At 70.1% G+C, this 14,951-nt stretch carries 9 protein-coding genes; 4 read left to right on the plus strand and 5 right to left on the minus strand.

Annotation, left to right across the window (positions count from 1 at the left end):
• The gene (locus ASD72_RS09600; RefSeq protein WP_235577984.1) at nucleotides 1-1,173 is read left to right on the plus strand and encodes an MFS transporter; all 1,173 of its coding nucleotides are present in this window, start codon (nucleotides 1-3) and stop codon (nucleotides 1,171-1,173) included.
• Between the two features lie 7 nt (nucleotides 1,174-1,180).
• On the opposite strand, the gene ASD72_RS09605 is transcribed toward ASD72_RS09600, so the two are convergent.
• The 3 genes from ASD72_RS09605 to ASD72_RS09615 all read right to left on the minus strand — a co-directional run bounded on the left by ASD72_RS09605 (nucleotide 1,181) and on the right by ASD72_RS09615 (nucleotide 4,194).
• Complete coding sequence (locus ASD72_RS09605; protein ID WP_056879672.1) at nucleotides 1,181-1,624, minus strand: hypothetical protein; 444 nt, start codon at nucleotides 1,622-1,624, stop codon at nucleotides 1,181-1,183.
• 101 nt (nucleotides 1,625-1,725) lie between these two features.
• Complete coding sequence (gene recQ, locus ASD72_RS09610) at nucleotides 1,726-3,519, minus strand: DNA helicase RecQ (RefSeq protein ID WP_056879673.1); 1,794 nt, start codon at nucleotides 3,517-3,519, stop codon at nucleotides 1,726-1,728.
• Between the two features lie 126 nt (nucleotides 3,520-3,645).
• The gene (locus tag ASD72_RS09615; protein WP_056879674.1) at nucleotides 3,646-4,194 is read right to left on the minus strand and encodes a Dps family protein; all 549 of its coding nucleotides are present in this window, start codon (nucleotides 4,192-4,194) and stop codon (nucleotides 3,646-3,648) included.
• Nucleotides 4,195-4,283: 89 nt separating this feature from the next.
• On the opposite strand from ASD72_RS09615, the gene hrpA reads away from it, so the two are divergent.
• Nucleotides 4,284-8,420 (plus strand): ATP-dependent RNA helicase HrpA, encoded by a 4,137-nt coding sequence (gene hrpA, locus ASD72_RS09620; protein WP_056879675.1) that lies wholly within the window; start codon nucleotides 4,284-4,286, stop codon nucleotides 8,418-8,420.
• Between the two features lie 6 nt (nucleotides 8,421-8,426).
• On the opposite strand, the gene ASD72_RS09625 is transcribed toward hrpA, so the two are convergent.
• Nucleotides 8,427-8,975 (minus strand): hypothetical protein, encoded by a 549-nt coding sequence (locus ASD72_RS09625; RefSeq protein WP_056879676.1) that lies wholly within the window; start codon nucleotides 8,973-8,975, stop codon nucleotides 8,427-8,429.
• A 71-nt stretch (nucleotides 8,976-9,046) separates the two neighbouring features.
• On the opposite strand from ASD72_RS09625, the gene ASD72_RS09630 reads away from it, so the two are divergent.
• Both ASD72_RS09630 and ASD72_RS09635 read left to right on the plus strand, forming a co-directional pair.
• Nucleotides 9,047-11,194: a bifunctional (p)ppGpp synthetase/guanosine-3',5'-bis(diphosphate) 3'-pyrophosphohydrolase gene (locus ASD72_RS09630; protein ID WP_056879677.1), complete on the plus strand. Its 2,148-nt coding sequence runs from the start codon at nucleotides 9,047-9,049 to the stop codon at nucleotides 11,192-11,194.
• Nucleotides 11,195-11,388: 194 nt separating this feature from the next.
• Nucleotides 11,389-12,798 (plus strand): hypothetical protein, encoded by a 1,410-nt coding sequence (locus tag ASD72_RS09635; RefSeq protein ID WP_056879858.1) that lies wholly within the window; start codon nucleotides 11,389-11,391, stop codon nucleotides 12,796-12,798.
• Here ASD72_RS09635 and ASD72_RS09640 read toward each other — a convergent pair.
• Nucleotides 12,795-14,888, minus strand: a complete 2,094-nt coding sequence (locus ASD72_RS09640) for a glycosyltransferase (RefSeq protein WP_056879678.1) — start codon at nucleotides 14,886-14,888, stop codon at nucleotides 12,795-12,797. The two genes, ASD72_RS09635 and ASD72_RS09640, sit on opposite strands and share 4 nt — an antisense overlap.
• Between the last annotated feature and the right edge of the window lie 63 nt (nucleotides 14,889-14,951).

The raw sequence follows: 14,951 nt of genomic DNA on the forward strand, positions 1-14,951 counted from the left end.
ATGTCGATTCCCGATGACGCAGCCGCCCACGGCGGCATGACCGCGGACGGGCCCGGCGCGCGCGAACGCATCGCCACGCGTATCGCCTTCTTCATCGGCGGCTTCGCGGTGTCCGCCTGGGCGCCGCTGATTCCCTTCGCCAAGCGGCGGCTCGCACTCGACGATGCACAACTCGGCTTGATGCTGCTGTGCCTGGGCGTCGGCTCTGTGTTGATGATGCCGCTGGCGGGCGGACTGGCCGCACGCTTCGGCTGCCGCCGCACGATTCTCGTCGCGGGCGCGATGATCTGCCTGTGCATGCCGGCGTTGATGTTGGCCCCCTCGATCCCGATGCTGGCCGTGGCGCTGGCCGTGTTCGGCGCCAGCCTGGGTGTACTGGACGTGGTGATGAACGTGCAGGCGGTGATCGTCGAGCGCGCCAGCGGGCGCGCGATGATGTCCGGCTTCCACGGCATGTACAGCGTCGGCGGGATCGCCGGCGCCGGTGGCGTGGCCGGCGCGCTGGCGCTGGGGGCCTCGCCCTTGCTCGCGATCGGCGGCACCGCCGTGCTCGCGGCGCTGCTGCTGGCGTATGCGCGCGGCGGCCTGCTGGCGCGGGGTGGCGACGGCGATCATCCGGCCTTCGTGCTGCCGCGTGGTCGCGTGTTGCTGGTGGGCGCGGTGTGCTTCGCGATGTTCCTGTCCGAAGGCGCGGTGCTCGACTGGAGCGCGGTCTTCCTCAGCACGGTGCGCCACGCCGACCCCGCGACTGCGGGCTTCGGCTATGTCGCCTTCGCGGTGACGATGACCCTCGGTCGCCTGACCGGCGACCGCATCGTGCAGGCGTTGGGTGCGTTCCGCGTGGTGGTCTGCGGTGCGCTGGTCGCCGCGGCGGGATTCACCCTGGCCATCCTGTCCACATCGCCGATGGCGGGCCTGGCGGGATTCGCGCTGGTCGGTGCAGGCGCGGCGAACGTGGTGCCGGTGATGTTCTCGGCCGCCGGGCGCCAGCGCGACATGCCCACCCACCTGGCGGTGGCCGCCGTCACGACGATGGGCTATGCGGGGGTCCTGCTGGGGCCGGCGGCGCTGGGCTTCGTCGCCAAGGCGACGTCGTTGCCTATTGCGTTCGGCCTGCTCGTCGTGCTGCTGCTGTGCGTGGCGGGTGCCGCGCGTCCGGCGACGCGCGGCTGACGGCAGATCAGGGCCGCGGTGCGCCCCGCATCATCGGTCCGGGGCCATAACCGGGACCGTAGTAGTAACCGGGGCCGTCGGAGCGACTGACGTTGATGTCGAGATTGAACGTGCGCGGCTTGCCTTCGTCGTTGTACGTGGTCTTGCACAGGTTGAGGTTGGCCGCGTTGTAGGTGCTGCGGCCATGGCCCTTGCTGTAGCCGATGCCGGTGGTGATGCTGCCGGACACGCCGTCGCCGTCGTCATCGCCGTACCAGGCGCAGGGATCGATCGGGGTTTCGGCGCGTTGCCCCTTCGGCGTGGCGGCCTGGCGGTCGCCGTACCAGGTGCCCGGCGCATCGTTCGCGTAGGCGCTGGCGTTGGGCAGGGCGAGATCGAGGGCCTCGGCGCTCTGTTGCGCCCAGGCAGGCGCAGTCATCAGGGCCAGCAATGCGAACGGGAACGTCTTCATGGAAGGCTCCTGGAAGTGGCGTGCCGTGGGGGCACCTGCACCGCACGCTAGCAGTCGTGGATTGAACGCCGGCTGATGGGTGGCCGGCCGGCGCAGGAACGTCAGCCGGTGGCGCCGAGGGCTTCCAGCACACGCTCGCCGTAGCGTGCCAGCTTGGCGCCACCGATCCCGCCGACGCGCGCCAGGTCGTCGAGCGTGGCGGGCTGCTGTTCGGCGATGTTGCGCAGCGTGCTGTCGTGGAAGATGACGTAGGCCGGCACGTTCTGTTCGCGTGCCAGTTGGGCGCGCAGGTCGCGCAGGGCCTGGAAGCGGGGCAGGTCGACGGCCTCCACGGCCACGCCGCTGCGGGGGCTGCGGTCGCGTTCGCGCCGCTCGCGCTGTTCCTTGCGCAGCTGCAGGCGGCGCTCGCCGCGCAGCACCGAGCGGCTGCCTTCGGTCAGGCGCAGGCTGCCGAACTCGGCCTCCACCTCCAGCAGGCCGCAGGCGACCAATTGCCGGAACACGCTGCGCCACGCGGTGGCATCCAGGTCCTTGCCGATGCCGTAGGTGGTCAGGTGGTCGTGGCCGCACTGGCGGATGCGCTCGCTCTCGCTGCCGCGCAGTACGTCGATCACGTGGTTCACGCCGAAGCGCTGGCCGCTGCGGTACACGCAGCTCAGCGCCTTCTGCGCGGCTTCGGTGGCGTCCCAGGTCTCGGCCGGACTCAGGCAGTTGTCGCAGTTGCCGCAGTCGTGCGGGTACACCTCGCCGAAGCCGGCCAGCAGTACCTGCCGGCGGCACTGGGTGGATTCGCAGTAGCCCAGCAACTGGTCCAGCTTGCGGCGTTCCAGGCGCTTGCGCTCCTCGCCGGCTTCGGACTGCTCGATCATCTGCTTCAGCAGCACCACATCGCCCAGCCCGTAGCAGAGCCAGGCTTCGGCGGCCTCGCCGTCGCGGCCGGCGCGGCCGGTCTCCTGGTAGTAGCCCTCCATCGACTTCGGCAGGTCCACGTGGGCCACGAAGCGCACATCGGGCTTGTCGATGCCCATGCCGAAGGCGATCGTCGCCACCATGACGATGCCGTCCTCGCGCAGGAACCGCCGCTGGTTGTGCGCGCGCACCTCCGCATCCAGGCCGGCGTGGTAGGGCAGGGCATTGAAGCCCTGTTCGGCCAGGTAGTCGGCGAACTGCTCGACCCGCTTGCGCGACAGGCAGTAGACGATGCCGGCCTCGCCACGGTGCTTGCGCAGCACGTCGCGCAGCTGGTGGCGTGCGTTGTCTTTCTGCACCACGGTGTAGCGGATGTTGGGGCGGTCGAACGAACTGACGAAGCGCTGGGCGTCCACCAGGTTCAGCCGCTCGGCGATCTCGCGTTGCGTGGGCGGATCGGCGGTGGCCGTCAGCGCGATGCGCGGTACGTCCGGCCAGCGCTCGTGCAGCAGGGTCAGTTCCAGGTACTCGCGACGGAAGTCGTGGCCCCACGCCGAGACGCAGTGCGCTTCGTCGATGGCGAACAGCGCGATCCGGCTGCGGTCCAGCAGCGACAGGAAGCGCCCGGTCAACAGCCTTTCCGGCGCCACGTACAGCAGGTCCAGCTCGCCACGCAGCAAGGCCTGCTCCACCTGGACGGCCTCGTCGGCGGCCAGCGAGGAGTTCAGGAACGCCGCGCGCACGCCCAACTGGCGGAGTGCGTCCACCTGGTCCTGCATGAGGGCGATCAGCGGCGAGACGACGATGCCGGTGCCCTCGCGCAGCAGCGCGGGCACTTGGTAGCACAGCGACTTGCCGGCGCCCGTGGGCATCAGCACCAGGGCATCGTGGCCGGCGGCGAGGTGTTCGACGATGGCCTGCTGGTGGCCACGGAAGGCGCTGTAGCCGAAGACGCGCAGCAGCGTTTCAAGTGCGGGGGACGACATGGGTACAGGATACCGCGACGGACGCCAGCGTCCCTGAGCGATGGGCGCGTCGCAGGGTCGGAATTCTCCGGCCGGAAGCACGGACGCCCGGCCGGAGCCGGGCGTCCAGGTCAGCAGAGGGCGGCGTTACTGCAGCAGCGAGCGCAGCATCCAGGCGTACTTCTCGTGGGTCTGCAGGCGCTGGGTCAGCAGGTCCACCGACGGGTCGTCGCCGGCATCGTCGGCGACTTTCAGCACCTTGCGGGCCGTGCGGCAGACCGCCTCGTTGCCGACGGTCAGCTGGCGGACCATTTCGCGCCAGTCGGCGCTGTCGGTCAGGCCGGGCTCTTCCGGGATCGAGGTCAGGCCGACGAACTCGCGGTACGAGCCGGGCGCGTTGTAGCCCAGGGCGCGGATGCGCTCGGCCACTTCGTCCAGCGCCGTCCACTGCTCGGTGTACTGGGTCTCGAACATCGTATGCAGCGAATTGAACATCGCGCCGGTGACGTTCCAGTGGAAATTGTGGGTCTTCAGGTACAGCGTGTACGCATCGGCCAGGTAGCGCGACAGGCCGTCGGCGATCTTCTTGCGGTCGCCGGTGCTGATCCCGATATCGATGTTGGGCGCGGTCGGCGCCGACGGGATGGGCGCGGTGACGGCCGGGGCCTTGGCCGGCTTGGACTTCGTCTTGGCCATGCGGATTCTCCTGAGGGTGGGTTGAGGCGGCACAATAGACACACTAGAACATGTGGCGTGAGCAAAAAGTTTCAACCGCTTGCTGAAGAATGAATATCCCTCGTGACCCATCCCCCGCTTCCCCCGACCGCGCTGCCCTCGAGCAGGGCCGGCGTGCGCTCGACCGTGCGCTGAGCCGCGACCGCGGCCGCCTGCACGGGCTGTGGTCGCGCTGGCAGGGCAAGCCCGCGGACGCCGGGGCGCGACAGGCCTTCGAGCAGGCATTGAGCGCGTCGATCGTCGCCCGCGGGCGACGTCTGTCGACGGTGCCGGCGGTGACGCTGGACGCGTCCCTGCCCATCGCGCGCGAAGGCGAACGCATCGTCGAACTGATCCGTAACCACCAGGTGGTGGTGATCGCCGGCGAGACCGGGTCCGGCAAGACCACCCAGCTGCCGAAGCTCTGCCTGGCGGCCGGGCGCGGCGTCGCCGGCATGATCGGCTGCACGCAGCCGCGCCGGATCGCCGCGCGCGCGGTGGCGCGACGCGTGGCGGAGGAGTTGAAGACGGAGATCGGCCGCGGCGTCGGCTTCCAGGTGCGCTTCAACGACCAGGTGGGCGATGACACCCACATCAAGTTCATGACCGACGGCATCCTGCTGGCGGAGATCGCCAGTGATCGCTGGCTGTCGGCCTACGACACGATCATCGTGGACGAGGCGCACGAACGCAGCCTCAACATCGACTTCCTGCTCGGTTACCTGAAGCAGCTGTTGCGCAAACGCCGCGACCTGAAGGTCATCGTCACCTCGGCCACCATCGACACCGGGCGCTTCGCGAAGCATTTCGACGACGCCCCGGTGATCAGCGTGGAAGGCCGGGCCTATCCGGTCGACGTGCGTTACCGGCCGTTGGAGGGCGAGGGCGACGGCGATGAAGAAGGCCGCGGCGGCGACCGCACCGTCAACGACGCCATCGTCGGCGCCATCGACGAGATCACCCGGCTGGATTCGCGCGGCGACGTGCTGGTCTTCCTGCCCGGCGAGCGCGAGATACGCGATGCGCACCAGGCGCTGGAGCGGCGCAAGTATCGCCAGACCGACGTGCTGCCGCTGTATGCGCGGCTGTCGAACCAGGACCAGGACCGCGTGTTCAACCCGGGGCCCCAGCGGCGCATCGTGCTGGCCACCAACGTGGCCGAGACGTCGCTGACGGTGCCGCGCATCCGCTACGTGGTCGATCCCGGCTTCGCCCGCGTCAAGCGCTACAGCCCGCGCAACAAGCTCGATCGCCTGCATATCGAGCCGGTGTCCCAGGCCAGCGCCAACCAGCGCAAGGGCCGTTGCGGCCGCATCGCCGAAGGCATCTGCTATCGGTTGTATGCGGAAGCGGATTTCCAGGCGCGCGCGGAGTTCACCGATCCGGAGATCCGCCGCTCCAGCCTGGCCGGCGTGATCCTGCGCATGCTCCAGCTGGGGCTCGGCCGGATCGAGGATTTCCCGTTCCTGGAAGCGCCCGATGAACGCGCCGTCGCCGACGGTTGGCAGCAGCTGGCCGAGCTGGGCGCGATCGATGGCGAGCGCCGCCTGAGCGCCATCGGAAAGCAGATGGCGCGGTTGCCGGTGGACGTGAAGCTGGCGCGCATGCTGGTCGCCGCGCAGGCCGCCGGTTGCCTGCGACCGATGCTGGTGATCGCGTCGTTCCTGGGTATCCAGGATCCGCGCGAGCGTCCGGCCGATGCGCGCGGCGCGGCGGACGCGGCGCACGCCCAGTTCGCCGACGGCCGCTCCGAGTTCGTCGGCGTCCTGCGCCTGTGGGATGCCTATCGCCAGGCCCACGAAGACCTGACCCAATCCAGGCTGCGCGACTGGTGCGGTCGCCATTTCCTGGGTTTCCTGCGGATGCGCGAGTGGCGCGAACTGCATCGGCAGCTGCGCCTGCTGTGCGAGGAACTGGGCTGGAAGGAAGAGGACGGCGATGCCTCGATGGCACCGCTGCTGGCCGGCAGCCGTGCGCCGCCAGCGGTGCGCGACGACGCCACGGCCGTGAAAGCGACCCGCGGCCAGTTGCATCGCGCGGCACGATTGGCCCGCGAAGGAAAAACCGAAGCCGCACCGGCGCCGGTGGCTGCGCGCGCCCAGAACGAGCAGGCGCTGGACGGCGGCTACAGCGAGCGGCAGCGCGCCAACGCCTACCAGGCCCTGCATCGCGCGTTGGTCGCCGGACTGCCGACGCAGATCGGCCACCGCACCGAGAAGGGCGACTACCAGGCGCCGCGGCAACGCCGTTTCCTGCCGTTTCCCGGCTCGGCGCTGTCCAAGCGACCGCCGCCGTGGCTGTTGGCGGCCAACCTGCTGGACACCCAGAAGGTGTGGGGCATGACGCTGGCCGGGATCGAACCGGACTGGGTGATCGCCGAACTGCCGCACCTGCTGTTGCGCAAGCATTTCGATCCGCATTGGTCGCGCGCGCAGGGCCAGGTGCTGGCGTCCGAACAGATCAGCCTGTTCGGGTTGGTGCTGGCGCCGAAGAAGCCCGTGCACTACGGCCGCATCGCTCCGGTCGAGGCGCACGACATCTTCATCCGGCAGGGCCTGGTCACGGGCGAGATCAATACGCGCGCCGGCTTCGTCGCCGACAACCTGAAGACGCTCGAACAGGCGCGCGAAGAAGAGGCCAAGCTGCGCCGCGCCGGCCTGGTGGCCGACGAGGCCTGGCAGGCGCGCTGGTACCTGGACCGGGTGCCGCCCGAGATCCACTCCGCGGCCGGACTCGATGCATGGTGGAAGACGCTTCCGGCCGACAAGCGACGCGTGCTGCAGTGGTCGTTGACCGACCTGCTGCCGGGCGAGGGCAGCGAAGAAGACCGCTACCCAAAGTACTTCGCCCTTGGCGACGCGCGGCTGCCGCTGCACTACAGATTCGAGCCGGGCGCGACCGACGACGGCGTGACGCTCGAGGTGCCGCTGCACCTGCTCAACGCGCTGGACCCCGCGCGCCTGTCGTGGCTGGCGCCGGGTTTCGTCGCGGACAAGGCCTCGGGCCTGATCCGCAGCCTGCCGAAGGCGATGCGACGCAACTACGTGCCGGCGCCGGATTTCGGGCGCGCGTTCTTCGAGGCGTTCCCGAAGCCGGGCGCTGACGATATGCGCGGCGAGCTCGCGCGTTTCCTGTCGCGCGCCACCGGCGTGGCGGTCGCGGCGCTCGACTTCGACGAGGCCGCGCTGGAGCCGCACCTGCGCATGAACCTGCGGCTGCGCGAGGACATCCCCGTGCAGGGCGGGCGCGGCGGCGGGGAAGGGCGCGTGCTGGCGGAATCGCGCGACCTGGATACGTTGCGCGCGCGCTTCGGCGCGAAGGCGGGGCAGGCCTTCGCGGCACGTGCCGGCCGCGAGATGGCGGCCACGGGGCTACGCGATTTCCCGGCGCAGCCGATACCGCGCGAAGTGCCTGGCGAAGCCGGGGTACCGGCGTACCCGGCACTGCGGGACGAGGGCGACGCGGTGGCGCTGCAGGTGTTCGCCGACCGTGCCGAGGCGGACGCAGCGCACCCGCGCGGTGTTCGCCGCCTGCTGGAGATCGCCCTCGCCGACAAGGTGAAGCAGGCGCGCAAGCAACTGCCCGTATCGCCCAAGACAGGCCTGCTGTACGCGGCCATCGAATCGCAGGAACGCCTGCGCGGCGATATCGTCGATGCCGCGATCAATGCCGTGCTCGCCGAGGGGCTGGACGCGATCCGGGACCGTGCGGCGTTCGAGCAACGCCGCGACGAGGCCGGCAAGCGGCTGTTCGGCGAAGCGATGGAGCGGCTGAAGCTGGCCGAGGCCATCCTGTCCGCCGTCGCGGAACTCAAGCCGCAGCTGGAAGCGCCCCTGATGGGCTGGGCGCGCGGCAACCTGGACGACCTGCGCGCGCAACTCGCGGCGCTGGTGCATCCCGGCTTCCTCCGCGAAACCCCGGCCGATGCGCTGGCGCAGTTGCCACGCTACGTGAAGGCCATGCGGCTGCGCGCCGAGCGCGCGGTGCGGGACCCGGCCAAGGACCAGGCCCGCATGCTGGACATCAAGCCGTTCGCCGACGCGTTGGCGCGGGCGGTGGCGGATGGCGTTGCGGGATCGGCGGACTGGCAGGCCCTGCGTTGGGACCTGGAGGAACTGCGCGTGTCGATGTTCGCCCAGGAACTGGGCGCGCGCGCCGGTGTTTCGCCGAAGAAGCTCGCGCAGCGCCTCGAGGCGCTGCGCGGCTGAAGGCCATTACTTGACCCGACGGACCTTGGCCGTCGTGTTGTAACCGTCGATGCGCAGGAACCAGTTGTTGAACAGGCCGGGCTTGATGGTCACGGCCGGGTTGTTCTTGCGGACACCGGCGAGGCTCGCGGGTTCGATCTGCTCCCACACCTGGCCATTGGCCAGCGTGTAGCGATTGCCCTTGGCGAAGCCCCTGAACTCGCCTGCCAGCGTGCTGGCGATCGGTTCGTCCGAGCCGAAATCGAAGAAGCCGCGATTCTCCTGTTCCACCTGCTTGCGCGTGTCCGACTGGGCCTGCGCGACCGCCGTCTGCGTTTCCTGCCGCACCTGCTCCACCGCGCGCGCGGTTTCCGTGCCGACCTTGCGGTTCAGCCACGCACTCAGCGCCGATAGTTCGGCATCGCTCAGCTTGTCCAGGCCGGCGGCCTTGAATTCTTCCTGCGTCATCGAGGCGCGCAGGTCGGCGAACCGCGCTTCGGTCGCGGCGTCCTGCGCGAAAGCGAACAACGGGGAGGTCAGCAACACGAGGGATAGAAACAAGCGGCTCATCTTCATGGTTGTTCCTGCGGGCGACTGGCCGGTAGTGTAGTCATTCCGGCGGCGCCTGGCCGCCCTGATCGATTGCCATGGTGTCCCCCGTTCACGACATCGCCACGTTGCTCCAGCGGCCCGCACTGAAAGCGCTGCCGGAGTCGCTGCGGCGCACGCTTGTCGAGGCCTCCGCGCGTGAGGGCGCGGTGGCCGGCATGCCGGATCCCGTCGGCGTGGCCGCAGACACCCTGGACACGCTGGCGGCCCTCTCCGCAGACGGCGACGTCATCCTGGCCGCACTGCTGTACGCCCTGCCGGCGCTGCAGCCCGCGGTGCCGGCGGGAAAGCCGTCAGCGGGCCTGGCGGATCTGCTCGAGGGCCAGGCGGCCGCAGCGCAGGTCTGGGCGCTGCATGCCGAGCAGGCGCGCGGCGCGAACACCGAAGGCTTGCGCCGCCTGTTGCTGGCGATCGTGCGCGACCTGCGCGTGGTGCCGATCCTGCTCGCGCGGCAATTGGCCCGCATGCGCGCGGCGGGCGGCCTGCCCGAGGAGCAGCGGCAGGCGCTGGCCAGGCTCACGCGCGACATCCACGCGCCGTTGGCCAACCGCCTGGGCATCTGGCAGCTGAAATGGGAACTCGAGGACCTCGCGTTCCGCTATCTGCAGCCGCAGACCTACAAGCAGGTCGCCTCCCAGCTCGATGAGAAGCGCACCGGCCGCGAGCACTACATCGCCGGCGTGATCGGCAGTCTGCATGCTGCGCTGGCCGAGCACGGCATCCGCGCGGACATCAGCGGCCGCCCGAAGCACATCTACAGCATCTGGCGGAAGATGCAGCGCAAGCAGGTCGGCTTCGACGAGCTCTACGACCTGCGCGCCGTGCGCATCGCCGTGGACGACGTGGCGGCCTGCTATGCGGCGCTGGGGATCGTGCATGCGCTCTGGGTGCCGATCCCCAGCGAATTCGACGACTACATCGCGCGCCCCAAGGCCAACGATTACCGCTCGTTGCATACCGCGGTGGTGGGCCCCGAAGGGCGTACGCTGGAAGTGCAGATCCGTACCCACGAGATGCATGCGCAGGCCGAACTCGGCGTGGCGGCGCACTGGAAGTACAAGGAAGGCAAGGGCGGTGGCGACGCCTTCGACCGCAAGATCGCGTGGATGCGCCGTCTGCTCGACGGTGCCGGCGAAGCGGCAGGCGAAGGCACGCTGGCGGGGGACCTGGACGCCGAACTGGTCGAGGACCGCGTCTACGCGCTGACGCCGAAGGGCGAGGTGGTGGATCTGCCGCAGGGCGGCACCGTGCTCGATTTCGCGTACCACGTGCACACGATGGTGGGCCATCGCACGCGCGGGGCGAAGGTCAACGGCCGCATCGTGCCTTTGAGCCATGCGCTGGCCAGTGGCGATCGCGTCGAGATCCTGACCTCGAAGGAGCCCGAACCCCGCCGCGACTGGTTGCTGCCGGCCAATGGATTCCTCGCCAGCGGACGTTCGCGCGACAAGGTGCGCGCGTGGTTCCACAAGCTGGACCGCGCCCGCAACCTGCAGGCAGGTCGCGAGTTGCTGGAGAAGGAGCTCAAGCGGTTGGGGCTGCACCATGCCGACCTCGCGGGCGTGGCGAAGAAGTTCCATGCCGATTCGGTCGACGACCTCTACATCCAGGTCGCGCTGGGCGACGTAGGGCCCCACCAGGTGGGCCGTGCCCTGCACGAGGAGCAGCGTAGCGCCGCCGAACCGGATGAACCGGTGTTGCTGGCCCGCCGTCCGCCACGCAAGGTGGCTGCGCCCGGCAAGTCGAAGTTCACCGTCCAGGGCGTCGGCAACCTGCTCGTGCAACTGGCGCGCTGCTGCCAGCCGGTGCCGGGAGAATCGATCGCCGGCTACCTGACCCGTGGGCGCGGCGTCACCGTGCATCGCACGGATTGCCCCTCGTTCTCGCGGCTCTCGGCAGCCAACCCGCAGCGCGTGCTGCCGGTGGAATGGGGCCAGGCAGGCGGCGGTTACGAGGTCGATGTGCAAGTCACGGCGATCGACCGCAAGTGGCTGCTGAAGGACATCACCACGCTGATCGCACAGGAAGAAGCCAACGTCCTGGACATCAACAGCCAGAACAACCGGGCCAGCGGACGCGTGCACCTGCGCTTGCGCCTGAAGGTCGCCGACTTCGGCCAACTCTCCACGCTGCTGGGCAAGCTCGATGCGCTGCCCGGCGTGGAAGACGCACGGCGTTCAGGCTGAGTCGCTATCCTGCGGGGGTGACCCGCGAAGACCGCCCCGACGACGGCCGTGATCGCCGCATCGAGCCGCGCATCGATTGGACGCGTGCCATCGAGGCGGCCCGTACGCATCGCGATGATCCCGTGTCCCCTTGGCGCGAACGGCGGCAATGGCGGTGGGGCGTTGCGATCGTGCTGCTGTTCGTCGTGCTGCTCATGCTGTTCCGCAGTCCGTTGGCGGACATGCTCTGGCCTGAAACACGCGTGCAATCACTGCTCGACCAGGCCGGCCGCGCATTGGCCGAAGGGCGGCTCGATGCCGACGACGGTACCGGCGCACGGCAGCTGTACGAAGCCGCGCAAGCACTCGACACCGACCGGAATGAAGCGGCCATCGGCCTGCGGCGCGTGGCGGTGGATGCCCTGCGCCAGGCCTCCACGGCGCTGGGGCAGAACCGTTTCGACGAGGCGCGCGACCGTCTTGCGCTCGCGCGCGAGTTGCAGGTGCCACGCGCGCAGGCGGACGCGTTCGCCGCACGACTGCGCGCGCGCGAGGCCGAGCATGCAGGCCTCGACGGCGTACTGCAGGCGGCGACGCAGGCGCATGCGGCCGGCCATCTCGTCGGCAGTGAAGACGCCGCGTTGCCGCTCTACCAGCGCGTGCTGGCGCTGCAGCCGACCCGGCTGGAGGCGTTGGAGGGTCGCGAAGATGCGTTGTCGGATCTGTTGCAGGAGGCCGGCCGGCTGCTGGCGCGCCATGAACTGGGCCAGGCATCCGCCCTGATCGGGCAGGCGCAGGCATTCGATCCGGGACACGTCGATCTGCCGCAGGCGCAGGCCGCGCTGGCCAGCGCGCTGGAGGCGCGTCGCCGTGCAGCCGCACGCGATGTCGCCGGCGGACGCCTGGTTCCTGCGCGCGCCGCCTTCGAGGCGGTGCTGGCGGTGGTGCCGGACGATGCCGCCGCGCGCCAGGGCCTGGAGCAGGTGGGCGTAGCCCATGCGGCGCTTGCGGAGCGGCAGGCGGCCGATTTCCATTTCGGGCAGGCCCGGAGCGAACTCGCGGTAGCGCGTGCACTCGCGCCGCAGTCGCCGCGCGTGACCCAGGCGGAGCAGGCCGTGGCGCGTGCAGAACAAGTGCGTGGCCGGCTGGGTACGGGCCTGCCGGCGCGCGAGCGCGACCGCCGCGTGCAGGTGTTGCTCGCGGCGATGGCCGACGCCGAAGCGCAGGGTCAATGGCTGACGCCGCCCGGCGAAAGCGCCTACGACAAGCTGCGCGCCGCGCAGGCACTCGCGCCGGACGCACCGGCGGTGCGACAGGCGTCGGCGCGGCTGTTGCCTGCGGTACGCGGATGCTACGAGGACGAACTGCGCGCCAACCGCATCCGTCGCGCACAGGCCTGCCAGCAGGCATGGCAAACGCTCCAGCCGCGCGATGCCGGCTTGCCCGATGCGAAGCGGCGATTGGCGGAGAAGTGGGTCGCGGTGGGCAGTGAGCGGTTGGGTGCCGGCGACGTCGCGTTCGCGGCGAAGGCGCTGGATGAGGCGCTTCAGCTGGATGCCGCTGTTCCGGGCCTGGATGACTTCAGGGCACGCGTTCGCCTCGCGCAGGCGCCGCCCTCGCGCTAGAAGAACACCCGCCGCACCACGTCGCGCGCCGTGTCGAGGGAGAAGTGCTGGCGGATGTTGTCGCGCCCATTCGCCGACAGCCGTTCCCACAGGGGGGCGTCCCCGTACAGGCGCACCACCGCATCGGCGAAGGCGTCGGCGGTTCCTGCGACGAGCACGTCGTGTCCGTCCACGAGATGCATGCCTTCGACCGCACAGGGTGTTGCCACCACCGGTTGGCCATGCGCCATGCTCAGGTTCACCTTGCCTTTCACGCCGGCGCCGAAACGAAGCGGCGCGACAGCGATGCGCGCGCCCTCCATGTGGGGCGCGAGGTCCGGCACGTGGCCGTGCACGACGATGCCCGGCTGGTCCTGCAGCGCGCGCACGTCGGCCGGAGGCTCGGCGCCGATGCAGTGGAAGCGAACGTCGGGTAGCCGGGCGCGGACAAGCGGAAAGATGTCGCGGCCGAACCACAACACGGCGTCCACATTCGGCGGGTGACGGAAGCCGCCGACGAACACGATGTCCTGGCGCTGCGCGAAGGGTGCGCCGCCGTCCGCGAGTTCATGCAGGTTCGACAGCACCTCGACCTGGGCCGCCGGCAGCAGCGCGGACAGCATGTCGCGTTCGGCGGGGCTGACCACCAGCGTCGTATCCGCCTGGCGCATCAGCGCGAGTTCGCGTTCGCGCGTCTTCTCCGCGCTACGGCGGAGCGCATCGTCGCCGGCCACCTCCGCGCCACGCGATTCGCGCAGGAAATGCAGGTCGACCGTGTCGAACACGATCCGTGCCTGCGGCGCGAACCTGCGCACGAGGGGCAGGAATTCGGCGGCGACATAGTGGCGGGACAGCAGCACCACGTCGAAGCGCGGCCCGTGCTCGCGCAGCCAGGACGCTACGCGGCCGGCGAACGGCGCATGCCAGGTTTCGATCCCGTGCTGGCGGAGCGCAGAGGTATCCGCGCCGGCATGGCGCAGGTCCGCCGGCAGGAACACGACGTGCGCGCCTTCACCGACCAGCAGGCGCATCAGATTGGCCATGCGCAACGATGCGGAATCATGCTGGGGGCGCGGCGTTTCCGCATCGACGACCAGCACCTGCCGCTGGTCGCGTGCCAGCACGGCGGGCGAGGGCAGCGTGCCTGCCGCCGGTTGCCGGGCGAGTGCGTCGGCCCACTTCTGCGCGAACACGCCGCGGTTGCGGACCTGATAGGCCTTCGCGCCGCTGCCGGTGTCCGTGCCGGCGGTGATGCCTTCCAGGTGCACCACGCGCGAGGCCGGTTGGTAGAGCACGCGATGGCCGCGGGCGCGGACGGCGAACGCCAGGTCGGTGTCTTCGTAGTACGCCGGTGCGTAGCGCGTATCGAAGCCGCCGATCTCGCGGAACAGCGCCGTGGGCAGCATGATCGCCGCGCCTGAGCAGTAGTCCGCATCGCGCACGCTGGTATAGCGCGGATCGTCGGGCGACTCGAAGCGGCCGTAATTCCACGCCGACCCGTCATCGAAGACCACGCCGCCGGCTTCCTGCAGGCGGCCATCCGGGTAGACCAGCTGCGCGCCGACCAGGCCCGCCTCGGGCCAGGCGCCGAACGTATCGAGCAGCGCATCCAGCCAGCCCGGCTGCGGGAAGGTGTCGTTGTTGAGGAAGACGAGATAGGTGCCGCGGGCGAGCGCTGCGCCGTCGTTGCACGCGGCGATGAAGCCGCCATTGGTGGCGCGCAGGTGGTAGCGCAGCCCGCCGATCGCTTCCATCCATGCGCGGGTGTCGTCCTGCGACCCATCGTCGACCACGATGATCTCGCAGGCGGTCGCCGGCGGATGCTCGGCCAATGCGCGCAGGCAACCCAGCGTATGCGTGGCCTGGTTGTAGACGGGGATCACGATGCTGACACGCGGTGCGTCGCTGGACGGCACCGCGAAGGGCGCGAACGCGGCGTCTGCGGGCCGGTACAGCGCGCCGGGCGGAAGCCGGGGATGCTGCGCGAACTGCCGCCGCACCCGTGCCCAGGTCGCCGACAGGCCGCGCGTGCGCAGGCTGGCCAGGCCGCGCCGGACCAGGCCGCGCGTGCGTTCCAGCATGAAGCGCAGGTCCGCCCACGACATCGACATTCCGTTGCAACTCCAGCTGAGTGAGGGGCCTGGGGGCCGGGCGCACCTCTGGCGGCTGCGCTA

This window comes from Pseudoxanthomonas sp. Root630 (assembly GCF_001427585.1).
In the GTDB taxonomy this organism is placed as follows: Bacteria; Pseudomonadota; Gammaproteobacteria; order Xanthomonadales; family Xanthomonadaceae; genus Pseudoxanthomonas_A.